The sequence below is a fragment of the Petrotoga mobilis SJ95 genome (assembly GCF_000018605.1).
Classification (GTDB): Bacteria; Thermotogota; Thermotogae; order Petrotogales; family Petrotogaceae; genus Petrotoga; species Petrotoga mobilis.
Genome location: NC_010003.1, coordinates 515424 through 538153, shown reverse-complemented (window position 1 = coordinate 538153; position 22730 = coordinate 515424). Strand labels below are relative to the sequence as shown.

The window sequence follows — 22730 nt, the reverse complement described above, 5'->3', positions numbered from 1 at the left end:
AAAGTAAAGAGACGATCTAAGAGATCGTCTCCAAAGATTTCTATCTTTGTTCGTTCAATTTCTTAAGAAGATCTTCCAGCATTTCTTCAGTGAATAGTCCTCTTCCAAAGTTTATTAATCCTCTCAGAGGCAGATACTTCATCATCGATAAAACCAGCTCTTCATTTCTGTGTTCATCAACGGGGAAAATTTCTGAAATCTGATCTTGCATTATTTGTTTTAAGATCTGCGAACCAATAGGGTCTTCCATTACATCGCCAATCGTAGAATTTCTATGAAACTTCTTTCTTATTATTTTTGTGGAGTTAACTTTTACTGTTTCTTTTAATATAATGTCTTTTGACGATTTTCCAACCAATAGTTCAAACTCTCCACTTTCCACGTGCCAATCGTTTATCTCTGTGTTGTAATAAGCAAAAGCCCTTTTATCCAACTTAAAATTTACAGTTTTTTCTTCGCCAGGGTCAAGTTGTATTTTTTCGAATCCCTTTAGTTCTTTTTCTGGCCTATTTACTCGGCTTTCTATGTCTCTTACATACAATTGAATTATTTCTTTGCCTCTCATATTTCCTGTATTTTTAACTTTCACCTTAACGTTCAACGTTTCATTATCATTTATTTCCTTTTTATCTATTGTTAGGTCGGTATATTCAAAATTGGTGTAACTTAATCCATATCCAAATGGGAATAACGGATCTATTTGTTTTTTATCATAATATCTGTACCCTACAAATACACCTTCTCGGTATTCAACCCTATCATCTTCGCCTGGGAAATTTAGATATGAAGGATTGTGACTCAGTTTCTTTGGGAATGTTTCTGCCAATTTTCCACAAGGATTAACTTCACCAAAGAGGAGATCTGCAACGGCTCCTCCCCATGCTTGGCCTCCTAAGTAACTTTCTAGTAGCCCTTTGACTTTATCAACCCAAGGCATTTCAACTGGGGCACCATTACTTAATACCACCACCGTATTTGGTTGAACCTTGGTGATTTCTTCTATCAACTTATTATGGCTTTGAGGCATCTGCATATGTTCTCTATCGTACCCTTCTGATTCGTATCTTTCAGGAAGTCCTGCGATGATTACGGCAATATCAGATTCTTTTGCAGATCTTTTCGCCTTTTCTATAAGTTCCTCATCGATTTCATCTGAGCCAAGATGGTATCCTTTTTCGTAAAGAATTTTAGATTTTCCTTGAGTTATTTTTTCTATCTCTTCTAATAGATTATCTATTTTTATAGGGTTTACATGCGAACTTCCACCGCCTTGATACCTGGGTAATGTGGCAAATTCTCCAATTATGGCTATAGTTCCTTCTTTTTTAATTGGAAGTATATTGTCTTCATTTTTCAAAAGTACCATGCTTTCTCTTGCAATCTTCCTCGCTAATTGATGATGAGCTTCTTTGTCATATGTTGCGTTTTATTTCCTGTTATCTATCGCTTTGAAAATAATTTTTAAAAGTCTTTCTACAGTTTCATCCAATACCTTCTCTTCTAATTGTCCGTTCTTTACTGCTTGTATGATTTTGTCGTCTCCTATTCCAAAACTTGAAGGCATTTCTAAGTCTAATCCTGCTTTTAACCCGTCTACCCTTTCGTTCACTGCTCCCCAATCGGATACAACGAATCCTTCGAAGTTCCATTCTTTCTTTAAGATATCTGTCAATAAGTATTTATTTTCAGATGCATGCGTGCCGTTCACTTTGTTGTAAGAACACATTACCGTCCAGGGCTTGCCGTTTTTCACCGCTCCTTCAAAGTTCGCTAAGTAAATCTCTCTTAGAGTTCTTTCGTCTATTATTTCATCTACACTCATTCTTCTGTGTTCTTGATTGTTTGCAAGGTAATGTTTCAAAGAGGTTCCTACTCCATAACTTTGTACAGCGTTTATATACGCTGTAGCCAGTTCTGTTGATAAGTAGGGGTCTTCAGAGAAGTATTCGAAATTTCTTCCACACAATGGAGACCTTTTAATGTTAATAGCGGGGCCCAATATGATATCAACTTCTTCAGCTTGACATTCTTCGGCTAAGGCTTTTCCTTCTTCTTCAATTAATTTTCTATCCCATGAACAAGCTGTTGTAGCGGCTGTTGGGAAACACGTAGCGGGGGCGCTGTTTGCCAACAAGCTTTCTTCAGGATTTGTGATTTCTTTTCTCAAGCCGTGAGGCCCATCACTCATCATAATTGAAGGTATCCCTAACCTTTCAATAGGTTTGGTGTGCCAATTGTCTAAGCCTGAACATAAACTTGCCTTTTCTTCGAGTGTCATCTGAGAGATCAACTTTTTTATGTCCTTCTCCATATTTTTTCACATCCTTTTATTTGTTATTAAAAAACTTTTTTTAAATGTAGATTAGAAATTAAAAGAATTATTCTTAATAACCTGTGAATACCATTTACCGCTGTCTTTTATGATCCTTTTTTGAGTTTTGTAATCAACGTACACTATTCCAAACCTCTTTGAATAGCCCAATGCCCATTCAAAATTGTCTAATAAAGACCAAACGAAGTATCCTTTGAGCGTAACTCCATTTTGAATAGCTCTTAACGCTTGTTCAAGATGCTGCTTTAAGTAATCTATTCTATTTTCATCGTGTACCTCTTGGTTTACTACGCTGTCGTCAAAAGCAGCCCCATTTTCAGTGACATACACTTCTTTTGGATTGTACTCTTCTTGAACCCCTTTTAGTATTTTGTAGAAACCTTCAGGGTAGATCTCCCATCCCATTTCAGTTTTTGGAAGACCTCTTTCAACGGTTTTTCCACCTAAGAATGATTTTGTATCGAGCTTGACAAGATCTCCAGAGTAATAATTAATGCCTACAAAATCGATTTTTTCTTTTATTTCTTCCAAATCATTTTCGTAATTATGGGGTAAAAACACAGAAGCATGTTCTTTTATCCCGCTTGGATATTCACCATTGTATATTGGATTCAAAAACAATGGATAATTTGTCCATTCGTGTGCCAACCGTGCAGCATCTATATCTTCTTGTGAATCCGTAGCTGGATCGTGAGAAGTATTTGATAAAGTAATTCCGATTTTCCCTTCTTTTACGTTTTCTTCTCTGAACGCTTTAACCGTTTTTGAATGAGCTCGCAACTGGTTGTTAACAACTGAGAAAGCGGCATAAAGATCTTTCATTCCAGGTGCATGTTCACCCATAAAATGTCCAACAAAAGCCATTACCCAGGGTTCGTTTAAAGTAATCCAATTTTTTACTCTGTCCCCCAATCTTTGAAACATGTAGTCAGCGTAATCGGTATACCAATAAGCGATGTCTCTGTTTGTCCAACCCCCCAGATCTTGTAAAGCTGCAGGTAAATCCCAATGATACAACGTAACAAAAGGGGTTATATTTGCCTTGAGTAATTCATCAACCAATCTATTGTAAAAATCAACACCTTTTTCGTTGATTTTACCTTTACCATTTGGGAAAATTCTTGACCAAGATATAGAAAACCTGTACGCTTTTAATCCTAACTCTTTCATCAAAGCAATATCTTCTTTGTACCTGTTATAATGATCGTCTGCCAGATCTCCAGTATCTCCATTATATGTGTTTCCAGGTGTATGAGAAAACCTATGCCAAATCGAAGGACCAGCTCCATCTGCTAAAGGAGAACCTTCTATTTGGTAAGATGCAGTAGCTGCTCCCCACATGAAATCCTTTGGAAAAACTTTTTCAGACATGTTTTTATTCCTCCTATGTTGTTGTTTTTATTGTCTATACAAACTCAAAAACTTACTTTAGCTCCCCTTCGCACCGCAGCCCACCCATATTTCATTCTAAGTTATTTTAAAACCCATTCTTCAGATAGTTTTGGTACATCCATCATTAGTTGTTTTGTATATGGGTGCTCAGGGTGTGTTATTACTTTATCAGCATCTCCGCTTTCTACTATTTTCCCTTCATGCATGATGAAAAGTCTATCACTGACGTAGTAAGCCAAACCAAGGTCGTGAGTTACGAACATGATAGTTGTACCTTCCGTATCCCTTAAACCTAACAATAACTCCAAAATTCCCGATCTTAAGTTTGCATCGATCATAGAAGTTGGTTCGTCAGCTAAGAGTAATTTTGGTTTTATCAAATGAGCCCTTGCTATCATTATCCTTTGCCTTTGACCACCACTTAATTCAAAAGGATATTTATCTGCTACTTCTTCAGGTCTTAGATTAACTGATTCCAAAGCTTCGTAAACCTTTGCCATTTTTTCTTGTTTGGTAAAGCTGTTGTCAAATAACTTGAAAGCATCAATTAAAACTTTTTTTACCGGGGCAAATATATTAAACGAGGCGTATGGATCTTGAAATATTGCTTGAACTTTTTTCCAGTAAAGCTTTTTTTCTTTCCCTGTTAAACCTGTTATATCCTGACCTTCAAAAATAATTTTGCCTTCTGTTTCTTTTAACAACCTGAGTAATAGTCTAGTTACCGTTGTTTTTCCGCTTCCACTTTGTCCAACAAGAGAGACGATTTCCCCTTTTTTTATAGAAAAAGTAACGTTATCTACAGCTTTAACAGCTTTTTTCCCACTTCCAAATATTTTGGTCAAATTTTCTACTTTTACTATATCTTCATTTGAGAGATTAGACATACGGTGTCACCCTCTTCCCTTGTGTTAAGATATGGTTTATTCTGATGCATCTAACAGATCTTTCTCCTACTTTAGTTAAAGTGACATTTTCTTTTTTACAATCTTCAATTGCCAAGGGGCATCTATCAGCGAACCTACATCCTTTTGGAATTTTCCTTAAATCAGGTGGTGACCCAGGAAGACTTGGTAGTTTTTTACCTTTTATACCTTTTTCAGGGACTAAAATAGACTGCATTAATGCTTGTGAGTAAGGATGAATAGGATCGAAGATTACATCTTTCATGTTTCCTATCTCTACAAATTCTCCGGCGTACATTACAGCGATACGGTCACATATATGTCTTAATATGGGTAATTCGTGAGTTATAAAAATTATACTTTTTACTATTTTTTTATCAAAAAGTTCTTTAATTAATTTTATTACTATTTTTTGTGAGGTTACGTCCAATGCAGAAGTTGGTTCATCTGCTACTACAACTTCTGGGTTCATGATTGTAGAGATTGCGACAACTACCCTTTGTTTCATACCACCGCTAAGTTCTAAAGGGTAGAGGTTTAAAACTCTTGGGGGCAAAGAAAGAGATTCAAAACGTTCTTTTGCCAAATTTAAAATCTCTTTTTCTGTCATATTAGGATTGTGTTCTTTCAGTAGATCTATAACAAAATTTTTGATTTTTAGTGTTGGATTCAAGGCGTTCATAGCACTTTGAGGGATATACGAATATTTTTTCCCCAGTATATTACTTCTCAACTCATTTTCTTTTTTTTGCATGATATTTTCGTTGTTTAAAAACACTGATCCACTTTCGTATTTCAAAGGGGATAAAAATAAGCCTGACAAACTCATTGCTAAAGTAGATTTACCACAACCTGATTCACCTGCTATTCCCAAGATTTCTCCTTCATATAGGTTAAACGAAACGCTGTTAACCGCCTTTATTTTTTCTCCTAACCTTGTTTGATAGTAGGTTTTAAGATTGTTAACTTCTAAAATAACCTTTTTAGATTCCAATCTCATCAACTCCTAAGTTTGGGATTGAATAATTCATCCATCCCCGAATTCATAAAATATAGCGAAAAAGTGATTAAAGCTATGGTTATAGCTGGAGGTATAAAAGCCCACCAGGCACCTGATCTAACAGACTCAAATAATAGTGCCCATGAAAGCATTGTACCGAGTGAAACTATATTACTTGGACCCAGTCCTAACATACTTATTCCTGCTTCGTTTAAAATACCAGTGGCAACTTGGAGTATAAATGCCATGAATATATAAGATAAGATATAAGGCATTATTTCGCGTATTATAATTTCTACAGTACTGGCACCGTTTAACCTGGCTATATCAACATGTTCCCTATTTCTTAAACTGAGTGATTGCGCCCTGACCGCACGAGCAGTCCATGGCCAAGAGGTTACTCCTAATACTAATCCCATAACAAACAAGGACCTACTTTTTAAACTAACCGTAATCAATATCAGTATTATGAATGGAGGTATAACTAAAAATATATTAGTTATTGAATTTAATATGTTATCAGTGGTTCCTCCTTTGTAGCCAGCAAAAAGGCCTATAGTTATACCTATTGTTGTTGCAATAACACCTGAAATTAATCCTATAATCAACGAGGATTTCATTCCGTGAATAAGCTCTACAAATACATCTCTTCCAAAGTTATCTGTTCCCAACAAGTAAGTTGAGGAAGGGGGCTCGTACATAAATCCAACCATCTCCAATGGATCTTTTGGTGAAACAGCAGGGTATATGAAGGCAGTTAAGAATAAAAACATAAATAGGCCAAATCCTATTAAAAATTTTGGAGATTTCAAAAGTAATTTTATTGTATTCATATTAACCCTCCTCCGTTTGCGCAGCTTTAATTCTAGGATCTATTAGTCCATAGACCATATCCAAAATAAAATTAGCAATTAAAACCATCATCGCTATTATAAGGGTTGAACCTTGGATCATCGGATAATCTAGCTGTCTTATTCCGTTGAATAGCCACGTTCCCACTCCGGGGTATCCAAAGACTATCTCAGTGATCAGAGCTCCCCCTACCATTGTACCTAAACTTATTGCAAGTCCTGTTATTTGAGGAAGAACTGCATTTTTGAAGACATAGCTTTGAATCTTCTTATCTTTGATACCTAACATCTTACTGTAGGTAACATAATCTGTATTTAATTCATATATTGACATCTCTCTCATACCTATGGCTTGTCCCCCTATTGTTACTAAAACAATCGAAATAAAGGGTAAAAAGTAATGGTGTAAGACATCAATTACAAAAGCCCAACTCCAAGAAGGGAGCAATGTTCTGCTGTAACCACCGCCAATTGGGAACCATCCCAGGTAAACTCCAAAAAAGTATAGTAATATGATTGCCAAAGCATAATAAGGGATAGAATTAACGAATAGTGCCACTGGAAAAATAGTTTTGTCGAAAACCCCTTTTCTGTAAGCAGCAGCGGCTCCCAGTAAGTTTCCTAATATCCAACCTACAATTATTGCCGGAAATTGTAAAGAAATAGTCCATACAATAGCGTTTCCCAAAACTTCATTAACAGAAAGGGGGTACAAACTGAACGACGTTCCTAAATCACCTCTAAAAACATTTCCTATGTAGTTGAAAAACTGGATAGGTAAAGGTTTATCCAATCCAAACTCTTCGACAAAAGATTGATAAACCCTTTCCTGCGTCTCACTTGCTACGGTTCCAGACATCATTTTACTTACTATAACTGAAATAGGATCTCCTGGAATGAGTCTTGGTAAGAAAAAATTCAAAAATAAAGCCAAGAAAAAAGCTATTAGATACCAAAAAAGCTTTTGAAAAAAATACCTCGTAAATCCTTTCACATATTTCACCTCTCGAAGGTATATTTAAAAGAGTTCATGGAGGCTGAAACTTCCTCCACGAACTCTTGGCTTAATCGACGGATAATAAATTACTTTATTTAGCAGGTTCTAAATGCCACAACATTTCCATCCCTGCACCTACCAAAGGCATCGGTGGTGCATAAGGATTTTTTGCGTTTGCCCAACCTGTCCAGTAAGTTTCATTGTATTCGTAAAATGTTTGAGGTCTATACATTAACGGGAACATCGGTATATCTTCTCTGTATAGTTGATCTAACTCTGTATAGAGATTCTTTAATTCTTTTTCGTCGGTAACTTTTGGAATCATATCGATGAGTTGGTCAGCCCATTCATTTTTATATCTTCCGAAGTTACTGTATGCGATTTGTCCAACTGGGGGAACACCTTTTGAATAAAGAGCTATTTGGAATCTCAACCAGGGTTGAGCAGGTCCAGGTTGTGAAGGTGCCCACATCGTCATATCGAAGTTACCTGTTTGTCTGTTATCATAAGCTATAGGTGCATCAGGGAAAGATGTTTGGATGTCTATACCTACTGCTCTTGCTCCTTGTGCCACGATTTGTAAAGAAGCATTCCAGTCTGTCCAACCGTATGGGCATTCTACGGTAAATGGGCCAAGTCTTGTTCCATCAGGAAGAACATATATTCCATCTTTACCTTTTGTTGCTCCCAAATCTTCTTCTAATATCCTTATAGCTTCTTTCGGATTGTATTCCCAACCGTATTGTTTTACCAAGTTTTCATCGAAGTATTTTGCTTCACCACCGTAGGGCATTATAAGACTGGCTTGAACCTTAGGAGAATAATTAGACATGGCAAGTTCGGAAATTCTTGCGTAATTTACCGAATATGCAATAGCTTTTCTAACTTCAGGCAAACTGAGAGGATATTTGTTCACGTTAAACCACAACGAAGGCATTGTTGCAGGCATATGATAAGGGATCTCGTCGTACCATGTACCAACAGGAAGCCCTTTCTTTTCCCACATTTCCCATATTCTTGGAGTGAATTGCTGAGAAACGTCTACTTCACCATTTTCAAAGGCCAAACTACCTTCGTCATTACTTTTGAAAATAGGATGCACTATGTATTTAGCTGCGGGTTTTTTCCCACCGTGTAAAGCTTCGTTTCCCCAATAATTATCTACTCTTACTAAAATAATAGTTTCTGGACTTTCATAAAAAACTTTGTATGGACCAGAGCCTACAGGATTTTCATTTCTAAACTGTCTGATTTTGGTCAAATCATAATTATTTTCTGCTTCAACCTTAGACCAAATATGTTCTGGAAGAATGAAGGTAGCTCCAAGTGCGTCTTCTACCATCAATCTGTTTGGATTATCTGGTTTCATCTCGAAGATTACAGTGTGGTTATCTACCTTGTAAACATCTTTCAACCATTCCCAAATCTGAAGACCTAGTGGATATTTTTGCCCTAATTTGTAGGAATATACAACATCATCTGCAGTAACGGGTTCTCCATCGTGGAAATACGCTTTTGGATTTACTTTTACCTCTAATCTTAGTTCATCAACCCACTTATAGGATTCTCCCAAAATAGGAACATACTTTCCATTGAGGGCATCCCATGTGAATAATGTTTCATATATCCAAATATGTTGTCTAGGATCAGAAACGAACGTCATTGGCCCACCTGCAAGCGGATTATCCGTTGTTGGTGGTCCCCACTGAAAACCTGCGACATACACTGCTTCTTCTCTGGGGATTTGGGTTACTTGAGCGAATAACGCGCTTCCCATAACCAAACTTGCCAATAAAAGAAACACAACAAACGCTTTTTTCATACTCTTTTCAGCTCCAATATTTTTGTTACATTATCAAGGAAAGGCCTTTCCATGAAAAAATTATATTAAATTCCCCTATCTCCCTTTAACATCCCAGCTTAATTTCAAAAAGGTGGAAGGTGCTCGTAGTATCGAAAATACAAGTTTCATTGAGACTCAACACAATACTACCCTGAAACATGTTACATCGCAAATCTGATTATGGGTGATGAGAAGCAATTAGGAGTAATTATTTTAATTTATTTAATAAAAACTCTGTTTTTTGTAGTTTTTCTTAATTTTTCAAAATCCCTTTATAGAATCCTGGTTCAGAATTTTCTATCAATGTAGCGTTTGCCACTTTTTCGTAAAATTTAGCAGGACCAACTCCTCCGATTATGGCATATGCATAACCACTTTCTTCCATGCTCTTTAGCGCTATTAAAAGTAACGCTTTACCAATATCTTTTCCTCGGTAATTTTTGTCTACACCCATTGGACCAAAGAAATTTTTGCTTGTAGCATCAAAACAAGAAAAACCAATAATTTTGTTCTTATCTTCGTCTACAGCTATGAAACAACTGATAGGTTTGTTAGAAAAAGATACATCGCATTCGCTTGCCCAGTGATCACCAAATTCTTTTTTGATCCAATTCAAAACGATAAATTTTTCAGGTGCCTTTGCTCTCCGTACTGTTATTTTTGAATCTTTTAATTCAGTAAATACCTTCTCATCGTAATTCAAATCGTAAAGTTTCACAAGCATATCTGCCATTTTTTCACTCCTCTTAATTTATTTGAGTTACTAAAGTTTAAACGATTATACCATCAGATTAATCGTTTTAAAATGGACGTTAAGAATGATATAATATCAACCGAGGTCAACTGCTTTTCCAGCCCTACCCAATCCTATCTGGGAGAGTTGCTGAACGAAGGAGAGCTGAAGTAAAATGGATAAAAAAACTGTTATAGATATTCTCGACGAGATAAGTCTTTTACTGGAATTAAAAGGAGAAAACCCTTTTAAAATCAGGGCGTATTATAATGCTGCACGTGCTCTAGAAACTCTTGATGAAGATATAGAAGTATTAGTCAAGAATAACAAACTAAAAGAGGTCAAAGGAATAGGCGAAGCCATCAATAAAAAGATAACCGAACTTATCACCACAGGAAGACTCGAATACTACGAAAATTTAAAGGCATCGATTCCCGGAGGTCTGGTTGAGATGTTAAAAATACCAGGTCTGGGACCTAAGAAGATAAAAACTTTGTACGATAAATTGGATATAAAAACCGTTGGAGAACTGGAGTATGCTTGCCTTGAAAATAGGCTGGTTGAGCTCCCCGGATTTGGAGAAAAGACTCAAAAGAAAATCTTAGAAGGTATTAAATTTGTAAAAAGGTTTAGCAACCAGCATCTATTTTCAGAAGCATATTCCGAAGCTGATTCACTCAAACAATATTTACTTAAAACAGGGCTCGTTATAAGATGTGAGATAGCTGGAAGTATCAGAAGAAAAAAGGAGATAGTAAAAGATATAGATATATTGGCAACTACTAACGATCCTCAAAAATTAATGGAAATATTTGTAGAATATGACAAAACAAGAGATGTGATTGCTAAAGGAGATACGAAGACAAGTATAACTTTAGAATCAGGGATTAACACTGATTTAAGGGTAGTAAAGGATGAAGAGTACCCGTACGCCTTGCACCACTTCACCGGTAGTAAAGAGCATAACACCGCCATGAGGCATAGGGCAAAACGAATGGGTATAAAGATGAACGAATATGGTTTGTTTAAAGGGGATACTCTCATCAAATGCCAAGATGAGGAAGAGATATTCAGAAAATTAAATTTGTCTTATATCCCACCTGAAATTCGAGAAAATATGGGTGAAATTGAAGCAGCCGAGAAAGGTGAGATACCAGTATTGATTGAAGAAAAAGATATCAAAGGTGTTTTTCACGTACATACTAATTACAGCGATGGGGCGAATACTCTTACCGAGATGGTAAATGGTGCAAGAGAACTAGGTTACAAGTATATCGGTATTACAGATCACAGTAAATCTGCCCGATATGCAAATGGTTTAAAAGAGGAAGATATATTAAGACAGTTCGATGAAATTGATAGATTGAATGAAAAATATACGGATATAAAGATACTAAAAGGCATAGAATCAGATATCTTGAAAGATGGTTCACTGGACTATGAAGAAGATTTATTAAAACAGTTTGATTTTGTAATTGCTTCGGTACATTCTAATTTTAAGATGAGCAAAGAAGAGATGACTGAAAGGATTATAAAAGCTGTAAAGAACAAATACACAACGATTTTAGGACACTTAACGGGTAGGTTATTACTTTCAAGAGATGGATATGATCTTGACGTTTATAAAGTTATCGATGCTTGTGCTGAATACAATAAAATAATTGAAATAAACTCAAACCCTCATAGGTTAGATATTGATTGGCGATACATTAAATATGCAAAAGAAAAAGGAGTTAAACTTGCCATCTGTCCAGACGCTCATAGAGTGGAAGGGCTACTAGACGTAAAATATGGAGTAGGTATTGCACGTAAAGGTTGGCTTAAAGCGAAAGACGTGATAAATACCTATAATATCGATCAAGTGTATGAAATTTTCAAACGAAAATGAAATATAATTTGATAAAAAATCCCCAAATATGGGGATTTTCCTATGAGTTTAATTCTTTAATGTTTTCAATGCTTCATGCAATACTTCGTTTTTCTTTAGAGCTTCGATACAAAATTCTTTGTCTTTTCCAGATAGAATCATCAGTATTGCCAATTTGGGTTTCATATCAGCCTTGATTAAGTACTCTTTGCAGGTTTTTTTATCTAATCCGGTTACCTCAGAAATTATTCTTACTGCTCTTTCTTCTAATTTTTGATTCATGATTTTTACGTCCACCATGTAGTTTTTAAAAGTCTTTCCAAGTTTTATCATGGTGACAGTGCTTATCATATTTAAAACCATTTTTTGGGCTGTGCCCGCTTTCATTCTTGTACTTCCTGCAATGACTTCTGGGCCCGTTCTCAAAGAAACTACAATATCCGAAAATTCCATCAATTCAGGGTTTTTTACGTTGCATATTAAAGCAGTTTTACATCCTATTTCTTTTGCCAGAGATAAAGCACCTTTTACATAAGGGGTTCGCCCGCTAGCAGTTATCCCTATTACGTAATCTTCAGAACGGACGTTATTTTTTTCTAAGTCTTTTTTCCCGCTTTCTTCGTAATCTTCAACATGTTCTGTAGCTTGAAAGAAGGCTTTTTCTCCTCCCGCGATTAAGGGGAGAAAAATCCCGGAATCTATACCAAAAGTTGGAACTGTTTCTACCGCATCTACAACGGCCACTCTACCACTCGTCCCTGCCCCAACATATATGATCCTTCCGTGATTCTTAATAGCTGAAATACAGTTGGCAACCACATTTTCTATATTCTCTAAATTTTCGGCGATGGATAACGCTATTGTTGCATCCTCTTGATTAATTATTCTTAGTATTTCATGTATGTCCATCTCGTCCAAATTCTGAGTCTTAGGGTTACTTTTTTCGGTTTCCAGATTCTCTAGCATTTTCTAGCCTCCGTTTAATTGGTAAATTCCCAGTTGGTTTTATTTCTCCTTTGAGAATTTTAAGCAAAGAAGTTTGAATATTTTCATTAAAACCGTATGTGCAAATTCCGTACTTTACTTTAGGAATAAATACGTCATATGGGTTTCTTAAAGCAACTAAAATTAGTTTTTTTGATTTTTGGGACATGTTACTTATCAAATCAACCAATTCTGAATGCAAATATGCATTTTCAGCTAGAACCAAGATAGTTTTGTTTTTAGAGTTTTGAATTATTTCTTCCCTTACCAGAGGGTCAATTATTTTACTCGTTTCTAAAATGTTTACTTTTGCTTTGAGTTCTTTTGATATTGGCTCAATAATATAAGAAATTTGTGTTCTTTTGTCTTCGATTCCGTAAGATAATGACTCTTTAGCAAAGTAATAAATTTCATCAACGTTTTTTAAAGGCAAAAAGCTTTTGTCATGAGACATATTAAGAACAGTGATAGATTTATCAAAAATATTTTTAGCTAAGTTTATATATTCTTTTTTGCCAATTTCTTCTAGTGATATTTTATTATTGTTTTTCTCCCTCAAATCTGCTGAAATTTTCATTAACGATTGGATTCTCTCTAGTGATGAATTTATCTTCTTTTTAAAATTTTCGTTATTTTTATACTCTCTCAATACAGCGTTTTTGGCTGCTGATTGTTTTTCAAAAGAATGGCAGATACTAACTATGTCCATTCCGGCATTCAGTGATTTTATTACTGCCTCTTGGGCTGAATAAAAGTTTGCTACTCCCCCCATCTCAAAATCATCCGCAACCAAAACTCCTTTATATTTTAGTTCTTCCCTTGCCAATCCTGTTAAAATCTCTTCTGATAAAGATGCTGGTTCTTTTTTATTTTGTATCTTGGAAAGGTACACATGAGTCGGCATCCATGAAGGAGAATCAATATTTAGAAACGGGAATAACTCTGTTGAAAGAAGATCATCTTTGCTTAATTCGCCTTGGGGAAGGTCTAAATGAGGATCGGTGTTGACGTTCCCAATACCAGGGAAATGTTTTAGACAAGAAAGTACTCCCCCGTCATGCAATCCCTTCACATATTCACGGGCAAACTTTAGTACCACATTTTTATCATCGGAAAAACTTCTAATTCCAATTACAGAATTCTTTGGGTTGTTGTTGATATCAACAACTGGAGCAAGATTCCAATCGATTCCAACTGCTAACATTTCTTTTGCAAGTAAATTTGCAGAAAGATATGCATTCTCTGCTTCGTTAGTCGCAGTTATACCCATAGCGCTGGGTACAACAGTAAATCCTTTTTTTAATCTTGCTACCGTTCCACCTTCTTGATCGATACAAAATAAGGGTTCGTAATCTAAAAAATTTTTAATATCTTCGATAAACTTGCTAAGTTGATATTTGTTTTCTATGTTTCGTGAAAAGAAAATGATAACCCCAGGCAAAGTTGATTTTAAAACCTTCATATTTTCGTTGTTTAAAGAGGTTCCTTGAATCCCTATTAAGAATAGTTTCCCCAAAGCCTTCTCTAAACTTTCCATAGTTTTAATCCTCCATATAATAGTATATCTTCACAAAAATCAATGAAATCTTGGGAGCTCTTGTACAATTCATTTAAATAAGTGTCATTATTCTCAAAGAAAATTTTTTTATCCTCCCCCAATAAATTTTCTATATGATCTCTTTGTGTTTGACTTCCTTTATCTATGTATTTTCTAAACTCAAATTCTTCTTTTTGTTGAATTAAGTGGCGTATAATCTCTATGGCAACAATGGTAAAATTATCTTTAATTTCAGGGAAAAATTCTATGCCCTTGCACAATTCACCTTGGTATTTAGAAGAATTTGGTATAAAATACCTTTTTCTTAAAATTAAATAGGGAAATTTTTCTTTTATGAATTTGTATAGAATGTTTTCATCTATCCAAGGAGCTCCCACGAAACAGAAAGGTTTAGGAGTTCCCCTTCCTTCACTTACATTAGTCCCCTCTATGAGACAAGTTCCACTGTAAGCCAAGGTACAATCAAATGTTGGAAGAGAGGGTGAGGGAATATTCCACTTCAATTTAGTGTTTTCAAATGATTCTCCTTTCCATCCTTCAATAGGAATGATTTCAAGATCTAAATCAAGGTCAAGATATTTTTTGTAGTACTTTGCTAATTCACCTGGTGTCAAACCATATCTTAAAGGAAGTTCATATCCACCAACAAAAGTTGAATATTCTTTTTTTATTCGTGAACCAAAAACAATCCTTCCTAAAGGATTTATTCTGTCTAATATGATTATTTTTTTACTATTTTCTTGGGCGGAAATTATTGTATTAGCTAGAGTGTATATAAAAGTATAAAATCGTAAGCCAACATCTTGAATATCGTATACTAGTATGTCGATATCTTCTAACATTTCTTGTGTAGGCTTTTTGTGCTTTCCATATAAGCTAATAATTGGTATATTATATAAAGGATGAATCTGATCTGAGTATTCAACTCCATCAGCAAGACCATATAATCCATGTTCGGGTGTAAATATTTTTCTTATATCTACTCCATTTTTCAACATTATTTCTATGCCATCTTCCATATTTTTGTTAACTAAGGAATAATTTATTACCAAACCAACTTTTTTGTTTTTTAATTTTGTGAACCCATCTTTTTCCATTAAATCCAAACCTTGAAGAATCATTTAATATTCTCCCCCACTTTTTTTTATTATACATATTGTATCTTAAGTTATAACAATATGTCAATTCTATTTTTTTTAATTAAGAGCGATTATTTGGAATTATAGGCAATTATTTTGGATTAGAAGATTATATCTCGTTATCTCTAATTTGCAAAAGAAAAATTATAGTAGTATAATAAAAAAGTATAAATGTTTCAAATAAAAGTCATTACTTAAATACAAATTAAATTTCTTTTTTTTACAGTTTGATACTTTCTAAATCTTCACAAAATTTTGGTATTATACTAACTATACGAAGAGGGCAAATGTATAAAATCTGTGTATACGGTTAACCCTAGTACCACATCTATGCAATAAAGTTAATACGAAAGAGAAAGAGTTTGAAATTTGAAACCAAATTTACTTTGATTATGCTTGAATGAATTAGGGAGTATAGAAGAGAAGGAGTATAAAATAGGTTTTAGTTTTTCTGAATATAGTATTTTCAAAAAATTTTAAGGAGGGAACAAAGATGAAAAAGATACTTTTGTTTGTAGTGATTTCTGTTTTAAGTGTGTTTTCGTTTGCAAGTACTCTTTCTATGATCATGGATGTGACAGGGCCGTTTTCAAGAAATTTCAACCCTTATTTTTCAGGTGGTAGTAACTTCTCGGCTAGAGGTTTCATTTACGAAACTTTGTTTTACATTAACGGATATACTGGCGAGGTTGTCCCATGGTTAGCCACAGATTACGAATGGTCTGATGATTATTTGGAACTTGAAGTTACATTAAGGGAAAATGTTAAATGGTCTGATGGAGAGAATTTTAACGCAGATGATGTGGTATTTACTTTTAACATGATTAAAAGTTATCCCGCTCTGGATACTGGAGGTATGTGGAAAAAAGGCTTGAAAGAGGTAACCAAAGTGGATAATCAACATGTTAAGTTTGTTTTATCTCAAGTTGATACACTCATATATACAGATATTTTTAGCGTATACATTGTCCCCGAACATATCTGGTTAAATCTAAGTGATCCAACCACTTACACTGCTGAAAACCCTATTGGAACAGGTGCTTACTTGTTAGGACAATTTACTAGCCAAGTTTATACATTGGAGAAAAATCCAAATTATTGGCAGAAAGAAAAGGTGAAAGTCGATACTATTAGAATTCCTGCCTTTACTGGAAACGACGCTGCTCAACTGGCTTTAATGAATAAAGAAATTGATTGGGGGACTTTGTTCTTTCCAAATATTGAGAATATATTTATTAAAGCCGATCCAGAGAACAGAGGTTATTGGCTCCCGGAAGGGAACCCAGTCCTACTCTTCTTTAACCTTGATGATGAAAGGTTTAAAGATGAGAATTTCCGAAAAGCTATTGCTTTGGGTATAGATAATGAACAGCTGGTACAGATAGGAATGTCGAATTTAGCCACTGTTTCTAATCCGGTATTGATAAAAGGTGGTTTCTCAGAATTAATCAATGATAATTTAAAACATATGTGGTATGACAAAGATGCCGAACAAGCAAAAGAGATGTTGAATGATTTGGGGTATAGTATCGGTAGAGATGGCATATTCACTGATAGTAATGGAAACAAATTAAGTTTTGAACTGATAGTTCCTGCTGGATGGACAGACTGGATAGCAGTGTCACAAGTACTTTCCTCCCAATTAAAACAAATAGGGATAGATGTAGTTGTATCACAAGTCGATTTTGGATTGTATTTAGAGAGAATTAGAAATAAAGATTTTGAATTGGCGTTGAGTTGGGTGAATTACGGTATAAATCCTTACTTTTTCTATGAAAGGTGGTTGCACTCTAGGAATGCTTATAGTGGTGACAACAGAGGTGGTTGGATTAGCTTAACCACAGACTCTTTGTTGGAAATTTTCAGAAAGACTTCAGATGAAAAAGAGAGACAACTTGCTATTTCCTCACTCCAACTCATTGTTTTGCAAGAAATTCCTGCTATTCCTTTATTTTACAATCCAACATGGTTTGAATATACTACATATAATTTTGAAGGATGGCCTAATAAGGAGAATCCATATGCTTTACCAACTATAACCGGAATGGATAAAGCATACATAATGATGAACTTGGAACCTGTTAAGTAAGTGAATTCAGGGAATAATAACGACCCGCCCCTTTTGGGGCGGTTTTTGGAGGTATAACGTATGAAATATTTGAGAGAAAAGATTTTCTTTTTTGTAATAGCTTTAATTGCTGCACTTACAATCAACTTTATATTGCCGCGGTTGATGCCTGGCGATCCTGCAGAAAGAATACTTTTAAGAATGGGTGGAGAGGTGCAGCCTGAAGCAGTTGACGCAATGAGAATAGCGTTGGGCGTCGATAAAGAAACACCTATACTCAAACAATACTTCTCTTATTTAAAAAATACTTTAACTTTTAATTTTGGTGTGTCGTATTCATATTACCCTGTTGAGGTAAAGGATTTAATTTTTTCATCTTTACCATGGACTATTGGGCTTGTGGGAATTTCAACGGTAATCAGCTTTATTTTAGGAACTTCTTTGGGAATAAGAGCGGGGTGGAAAAGAAATACACCATTTGATTCTTTTGTAACAATCATTGGCCTAATAATTAGAGGTTTTCCATATTTTTGGTTAGCCTTGATTTTGCTTTATGTTTTTGGATTTATGTTAGGAGCATTTCCACTTTCAAATGCTTATTCAACACAAGAATTTTTAACTGGATGGCGATTTGTAGGAAGTGTGTTATATCACGGATTTCTTCCTGCTCTTACATTAGTCTTAGCTTCCTTAGGTACCTGGATCTTAACCATGAGAAATAATATGATATCAACACTTTCAGAAGATTTTATAGTGGTTGCCGAAGCTAAGGGTCTGAAAGATAAAGAGATTATGAATAGGTATGCAGCAAGAAACGCGCTTCTTCCCAGCGTAACTTCTTTTGGTCTTTCTTTAGGTTATATAGTAGGCGGAGCATTATTGACAGAAATTGTTTTTTCATATCCTGGAATAGGATATTTAATGTATAAGGGTGTTACTAGCCAGGATTACCCGCTAATGCAAGCCATTTTCTTCATTATATCTTTATCCGTTTTGTTAGCTAACTTTTTGCTTGATTTTATTTACATTTTCCTAGATCCAAGGACAAGGGGTTGATAGTATATGATAAAAAAGCTAAACAAAAAAGCCATTGTGGGGTTATCAATAATATTATTTTTTGTTATAGTAGCTGTATTTGCTCCTTTTTTTGCACCTTACAATCCCAACGATTTTGTAGGACCCCCATATAGTCAGCCTACCTTTAATCATCCGTTAGGGCTTGATAGGATGGGAAGGGACATATTATCTCAATTGATTTATGGAACGAGGCTTTCTTTAATAGTTGGGCTTTCAACAGGGGCTTTGATGACGAGTATTTCGATATTAATAGGGATGACAGCTGGATATTTTGGAGGATTAGTTGATAGGATACTTTCCACAATAATAGACGTTTTTATGGTAATTCCGGGTTTGCCTTTAATGATAGTTATAGCTTCTTACATAAGAATTAGGGGAGTTGTACCTATTATTTTAGTAATAGCATTCACAAGTTGGGCTCCTGGAGCAAGGGTTATAAGATCACAAACGCTGACAATGAGGGGTCGCGAGTTCATCCTTGCTTCAAAAATAACAGGTGAAAAAAGTGGAAGAATAATCTTTTCTGAGATCATGCCAAACATGTTTTCTTTGCTTTCTTCTAACTTTTTTATGGCTTGTTTAACAGCGATTGTTGGTGAAGCTTCATTAGAATTTCTTGGATTTGGAGATGTTAGTTCTATAACCTGGGGAACAATGTTGTATTGGGCCCAAAACAGCAGTGCCCTATTAAATAATTCATGGGGCTGGGTTTTGGCTCCTGGAGCAGCTATAGCAACATTAGGTGCCAGTTTTGCTTTGCTTAATTTCTCTATTGATGAGATTACAAATCCAAGACTAAGAGGGGTGTGAGTAGTGCTTTTAGAAGTCAAAAATTTAAATGCTGGATATAGAAGCAACAATAAAATAGTGAGGGCAGTTAAAAACGTAAGTTTCAACGTGGAAGAGGATGACTTCTTAGGAATAGCCGGTGAATCAGGATGTGGTAAATCTACTTTACTTTTTTCTATGCTCAAACTTTTAAAAAAACCAGGTGAAATTTTTGGAGGAGAAATTATATATAAGGGTGAAAATATTCTAAAAATGGATAAAGAAAAGCTCAGAAAGAAAAGATGGGTAGAATTTTCGTTAGTCACCCAAAGCGCAATGAATGCTTTAAACCCTGTTTATAAGATAAAAGATCAGATTATGGATGTAATATTCGAACATAGTAACTACTCAAAAAGTGAAGCGATAGGTATGGTTGAAAAAGTTTTACACATGGTTGGAATTCAAAAAGAAAGAATGGAAAGTTATCCCCATCAATTATCTGGAGGAATGAAACAACGAGTGGCTATAGCAATGGCTTTAGTTTTTTCTCCTTCATTAGTGGTAATGGATGAACCAACTACATCGCTAGATGTTGTCGTTCAAAGGTCTATTATGGAACAAATAGATGAGATAAGGAGCAAAAATAAATTTTCAATTATTTTTGTAACCCACGACATATCTTTGTTATTTGAGCTATCAAAAAGGATTTCAATCATGTATGCAGGAGAAATGGTTGAAATAGGCCCTACTAAAGCTGTATATTCAAACCCATTGCATCCATATACTGAAGGATTAATAAATTCTTTTCCAAAGTTAACGGATGTATCAAAAGAATATAAAGGAATACCTGGTAGAATACCAGATCTCTCAAAAGAAATAAAAGGATGTCCATTTAAAGAAAGGTGCAAATACAGAAAAGATTTATGTGATAAAAAACCAGAATTTAAAGAGGTTACTCCGGGGAGGTGGGTTGCATGTCATTTTCCCCGGTAATATCTTTTGATAATGTAACAAAGAAGTTTCCTGTTAGAAAAGGATTTAAAACTCAATATGTCCATGCTCTGAGAAATATTTATTTGGATGTTTTTCCAAAAGAAATCATCTCAATAGTTGGAGAAAGTGGGTCAGGTAAGACTACTTTGTTAAGGGTATTATCTCGTGTTTACTTGGAAAACAACGGAAGTATAAAATTCAAAGGTGAAATAATTCCTAAAAAATTTAAGAGGAATGAAGAATTAAAATTCCGAGAACAGATTCAGATGATCTTTCAAGACCCTTTCTCTTCCCTCAATCCAGTAAAAAGAGTGTATCAAATATTAAAAAGACCTCTTGAACTTCATAAATTTGAACAAGTAAACCAAAGGATAAAAGAAGTTCTTGAAGAGGTTGAACTTACGCCAGTAGAAAACTTTATCAATAAATATCCTCACGAACTATCTGGAGGTCAAAGGCAGAGAGTAGTTATTGCAAGGGCCATAGTTACAAAGCCTTCTGTAATATTGGCGGATGAACCTACTTCTATGTTAGATGTTTCCATTAGAGCGGGTATAATGAAATTAATGTTGAAAATTAGAGATGATTTAGATACAACATATATTCACGTAACTCATGATTTAGCAGCTGCTAGATACATTTCAGATAGAATAGCCGTGATGTATGCAGGTATGATAATGGAAGAAGGAACAGCGGATGAAGTAGTATTAGACCCATTACATCCTTACACAAAATTACTAAGGAAAGCCGCACCCGATCCAGACAAAATAACTTCAGAAAAGTTAGGAAATACTGGAGAAGTACCAGATTTAATTAATCTTCCCAAGGGTTGCCCTTTTGAACCTCGTTGTCCCTTTGCTATGGAAAAATGTAAAAATTATCTACCCCAATACTTTCAGGTAGATAACAGAAAAGTGAGATGTTTTTTGTATGAAAATAGATAAAGATGGTGTATTGGAAATTTCTGGGGTAAAAAGTACTCACTTAGCTAACGAGTATGGTACTCCATTATTAGTATTGGATGAAGCTCAAATTAGGGAGAATATCAAAAGGTTAAAAAGTGCCTTCGAGAGTGCTGATTATACTAATTATGAAATCGCTTATGCTTCGAAGGCATTTTTGAATACAGAGCTTTGTAGAATTTTACAAAGTGAAAATGTGTCTTTAGATGTGGTTTCGGGTGGAGAACTGTATATAGCCTTTCATAGTTCTTTTCCTGCAAACAAAATTTTTTTTAACGGAAACAGTAAGACTAACGAAGAATTAGTTATGGCTCTAGAGAATGATGTAGGTCACATTATAGTTGATAATGAAGATGAATTTAGAAACATTGAAAGGATCAGTAAAAGATTAAGAAAAAAGGCAAAAATTTATTTTAGGGTTATCCCCAACATTACTCCAGACACTCATAAGTATATTTCAACCGGTCAAAAAGATTCCAAATTTGGGATGTCTTTTGATGACATGTTGAAACTTATTAAATCCATCAAAAATTCTGAAAATTTGGAGATAAAAGGTATTCATGCACATATAGGTTCTCAAATAAACGAGGCAGAACCTTATGTGGAGTTAGTAAAGACTTTTTTTGATCTTTTGAACAAAATAAGAGAAGAAACAGGGGCTGTTTTACCAGAAATTGATATTGGTGGAGGATTCGGTGTAGCGCACTCGACTTTTGAAAAAGCTATAGATATTCAGGAGGCTATAAAAGGAGTCATTCAAGAAGTTAGATTTTTATCAAGTAAATTTCATTATCCTTCTCCAAAAATAATAGTAGAACCAGGTAGATATATTATTTCTAGCGCTGGAACCACACTGTACACTGTTGGCACAATCAAGAGAACAGAAAATAAAAAATATGTGGTTGTTGATGGAGGCATGGCTGATAATATTCGGCCTGCATTATATGGTGCAAAATATGAGGTGTTTATTGCGAATCGGCCAAAAGATACAATCAACTTAGAAAAGGTTACAATAGCTGGTAGGGCCTGTGAATCAGGAGATATTTTGATTGAAGAGACTTGTCTTCCAGAAATAAAACCTGGAGATTTGTTAGCGATCCCATCTACTGGAGATTATACCAATTCGATGTCAAATAATTATAATGGTTTTCTAAAACCCGCCATTGTTTTAGTCAAGAATGGGAAACATAAGCTGATAACAAGAAGAGAAGTTTACGATGATTTGATAAAAAGGGATATCGAAAATAGCGAATGGAGATAA

Annotated in this window: 17 protein-coding genes and 1 pseudogene; 7 read left to right on the top strand and 11 right to left on the bottom strand. The window is 35.0% G+C overall.

Annotated elements, in window-relative coordinates; all coding sequences use genetic code 11:
- Positions 1–40: 40 nt before the first annotated feature.
- The 8 genes and pseudogenes from PMOB_RS11135 to PMOB_RS02510 form a co-directional block, all read right to left on the bottom strand.
- A pseudogene (locus PMOB_RS11135) lies at positions 41–2311 on the bottom strand (glycoside hydrolase family 3 C-terminal domain-containing protein).
- A gap of 51 nt (positions 2312–2362) precedes the next feature.
- Positions 2363–3703 carry a GH1 family beta-glucosidase gene (locus PMOB_RS02540; RefSeq protein WP_012208333.1) on the bottom strand — a complete coding sequence of 447 codons (1341 nt, stop codon included), beginning with the start codon at positions 3701–3703 and terminating at the stop codon, positions 2363–2365.
- Between the two features lie 101 nt (positions 3704–3804).
- Positions 3805–4611 (bottom strand): ABC transporter ATP-binding protein, encoded by an 807-nt coding sequence (locus PMOB_RS02535; RefSeq protein ID WP_012208332.1) that lies wholly within the window; start codon positions 4609–4611, stop codon positions 3805–3807.
- Positions 4604–5629, bottom strand: a complete 1026-nt coding sequence (locus PMOB_RS02530) for an ABC transporter ATP-binding protein (protein WP_049755224.1) — start codon at positions 5627–5629, stop codon at positions 4604–4606. Before PMOB_RS02530 ends, PMOB_RS02535 begins: the two co-directional genes overlap by 8 nt.
- Complete coding sequence (locus PMOB_RS02525; RefSeq protein WP_012208330.1) at positions 5629–6462, bottom strand: ABC transporter permease; 834 nt, start codon at positions 6460–6462, stop codon at positions 5629–5631. Before PMOB_RS02525 ends, PMOB_RS02530 begins: the two co-directional genes overlap by 1 nt.
- A 1-nt stretch (position 6463) precedes the next feature.
- Positions 6464–7474: an ABC transporter permease gene (locus tag PMOB_RS02520; protein ID WP_012208329.1), complete on the bottom strand. Its 1011-nt coding sequence runs from the start codon at positions 7472–7474 to the stop codon at positions 6464–6466.
- Between the two features lie 94 nt (positions 7475–7568).
- Complete coding sequence (locus PMOB_RS02515; RefSeq protein ID WP_012208328.1) at positions 7569–9299, bottom strand: ABC transporter substrate-binding protein; 1731 nt, start codon at positions 9297–9299, stop codon at positions 7569–7571.
- Positions 9300–9573: 274 nt separating this feature from the next.
- Complete coding sequence (locus PMOB_RS02510) at positions 9574–10053, bottom strand: GNAT family N-acetyltransferase (protein ID WP_012208327.1); 480 nt, start codon at positions 10051–10053, stop codon at positions 9574–9576.
- Positions 10054–10228: 175 nt separating this feature from the next.
- Here PMOB_RS02510 and polX point away from each other — a divergent pair, with 175 nt between their 5' ends.
- Positions 10229–11941 (top strand): DNA polymerase/3'-5' exonuclease PolX, encoded by a 1713-nt coding sequence (gene polX / locus PMOB_RS02505; protein WP_012208326.1) that lies wholly within the window; start codon positions 10229–10231, stop codon positions 11939–11941.
- A 48-nt stretch (positions 11942–11989) separates the two neighbouring features.
- Here the strand turns inward: polX and murQ are convergent, their stop codons facing one another.
- From murQ to PMOB_RS02490, 3 genes are read right to left on the bottom strand one after another with little or no spacing between them, the layout of a single operon-like run.
- Complete coding sequence (murQ, locus tag PMOB_RS02500) at positions 11990–12886, bottom strand: N-acetylmuramic acid 6-phosphate etherase (protein ID WP_012208325.1); 897 nt, start codon at positions 12884–12886, stop codon at positions 11990–11992.
- A complete protein-coding gene (gene nagZ / locus PMOB_RS02495; protein ID WP_012208324.1) occupies positions 12855–14441 on the bottom strand; it encodes a beta-N-acetylhexosaminidase in 1587 nt (528 codons plus the stop codon). The genes murQ and nagZ overlap by 32 nt, the downstream gene beginning before the upstream one ends.
- The gene (locus PMOB_RS02490; RefSeq protein ID WP_012208323.1) at positions 14429–15583 is read right to left on the bottom strand and encodes an exo-beta-N-acetylmuramidase NamZ family protein; all 1155 of its coding nucleotides are present in this window, start codon (positions 15581–15583) and stop codon (positions 14429–14431) included. The genes nagZ and PMOB_RS02490 overlap by 13 nt, the downstream gene beginning before the upstream one ends.
- A gap of 511 nt (positions 15584–16094) precedes the next feature.
- On the opposite strand from PMOB_RS02490, the gene PMOB_RS02485 reads away from it, so the two are divergent.
- From PMOB_RS02485 to lysA, 6 genes are read left to right on the top strand one after another with little or no spacing between them, the layout of a single operon-like run.
- Positions 16095–17690 carry an ABC transporter substrate-binding protein gene (locus PMOB_RS02485; RefSeq protein WP_012208322.1) on the top strand — a complete coding sequence of 532 codons (1596 nt, stop codon included), beginning with the start codon at positions 16095–16097 and terminating at the stop codon, positions 17688–17690.
- Positions 17691–17750: 60 nt separating this feature from the next.
- Positions 17751–18725 (top strand): ABC transporter permease, encoded by a 975-nt coding sequence (locus PMOB_RS02480; protein ID WP_012208321.1) that lies wholly within the window; start codon positions 17751–17753, stop codon positions 18723–18725.
- 6 nt (positions 18726–18731) lie between these two features.
- Positions 18732–19556 carry an ABC transporter permease gene (locus tag PMOB_RS02475; RefSeq protein WP_012208320.1) on the top strand — a complete coding sequence of 275 codons (825 nt, stop codon included), beginning with the start codon at positions 18732–18734 and terminating at the stop codon, positions 19554–19556.
- Between the two features lie 3 nt (positions 19557–19559).
- The gene (locus PMOB_RS02470; protein ID WP_012208319.1) at positions 19560–20507 is read left to right on the top strand and encodes an ABC transporter ATP-binding protein; all 948 of its coding nucleotides are present in this window, start codon (positions 19560–19562) and stop codon (positions 20505–20507) included.
- Positions 20489–21451, top strand: a complete 963-nt coding sequence (locus tag PMOB_RS02465; protein WP_012208318.1) for an ABC transporter ATP-binding protein — start codon at positions 20489–20491, stop codon at positions 21449–21451. The genes PMOB_RS02470 and PMOB_RS02465 overlap by 19 nt, the downstream gene beginning before the upstream one ends.
- A complete protein-coding gene (gene lysA, locus PMOB_RS02460) occupies positions 21438–22730 on the top strand; it encodes a diaminopimelate decarboxylase (protein WP_012208317.1) in 1293 nt (430 codons plus the stop codon). The genes PMOB_RS02465 and lysA overlap by 14 nt, the downstream gene beginning before the upstream one ends.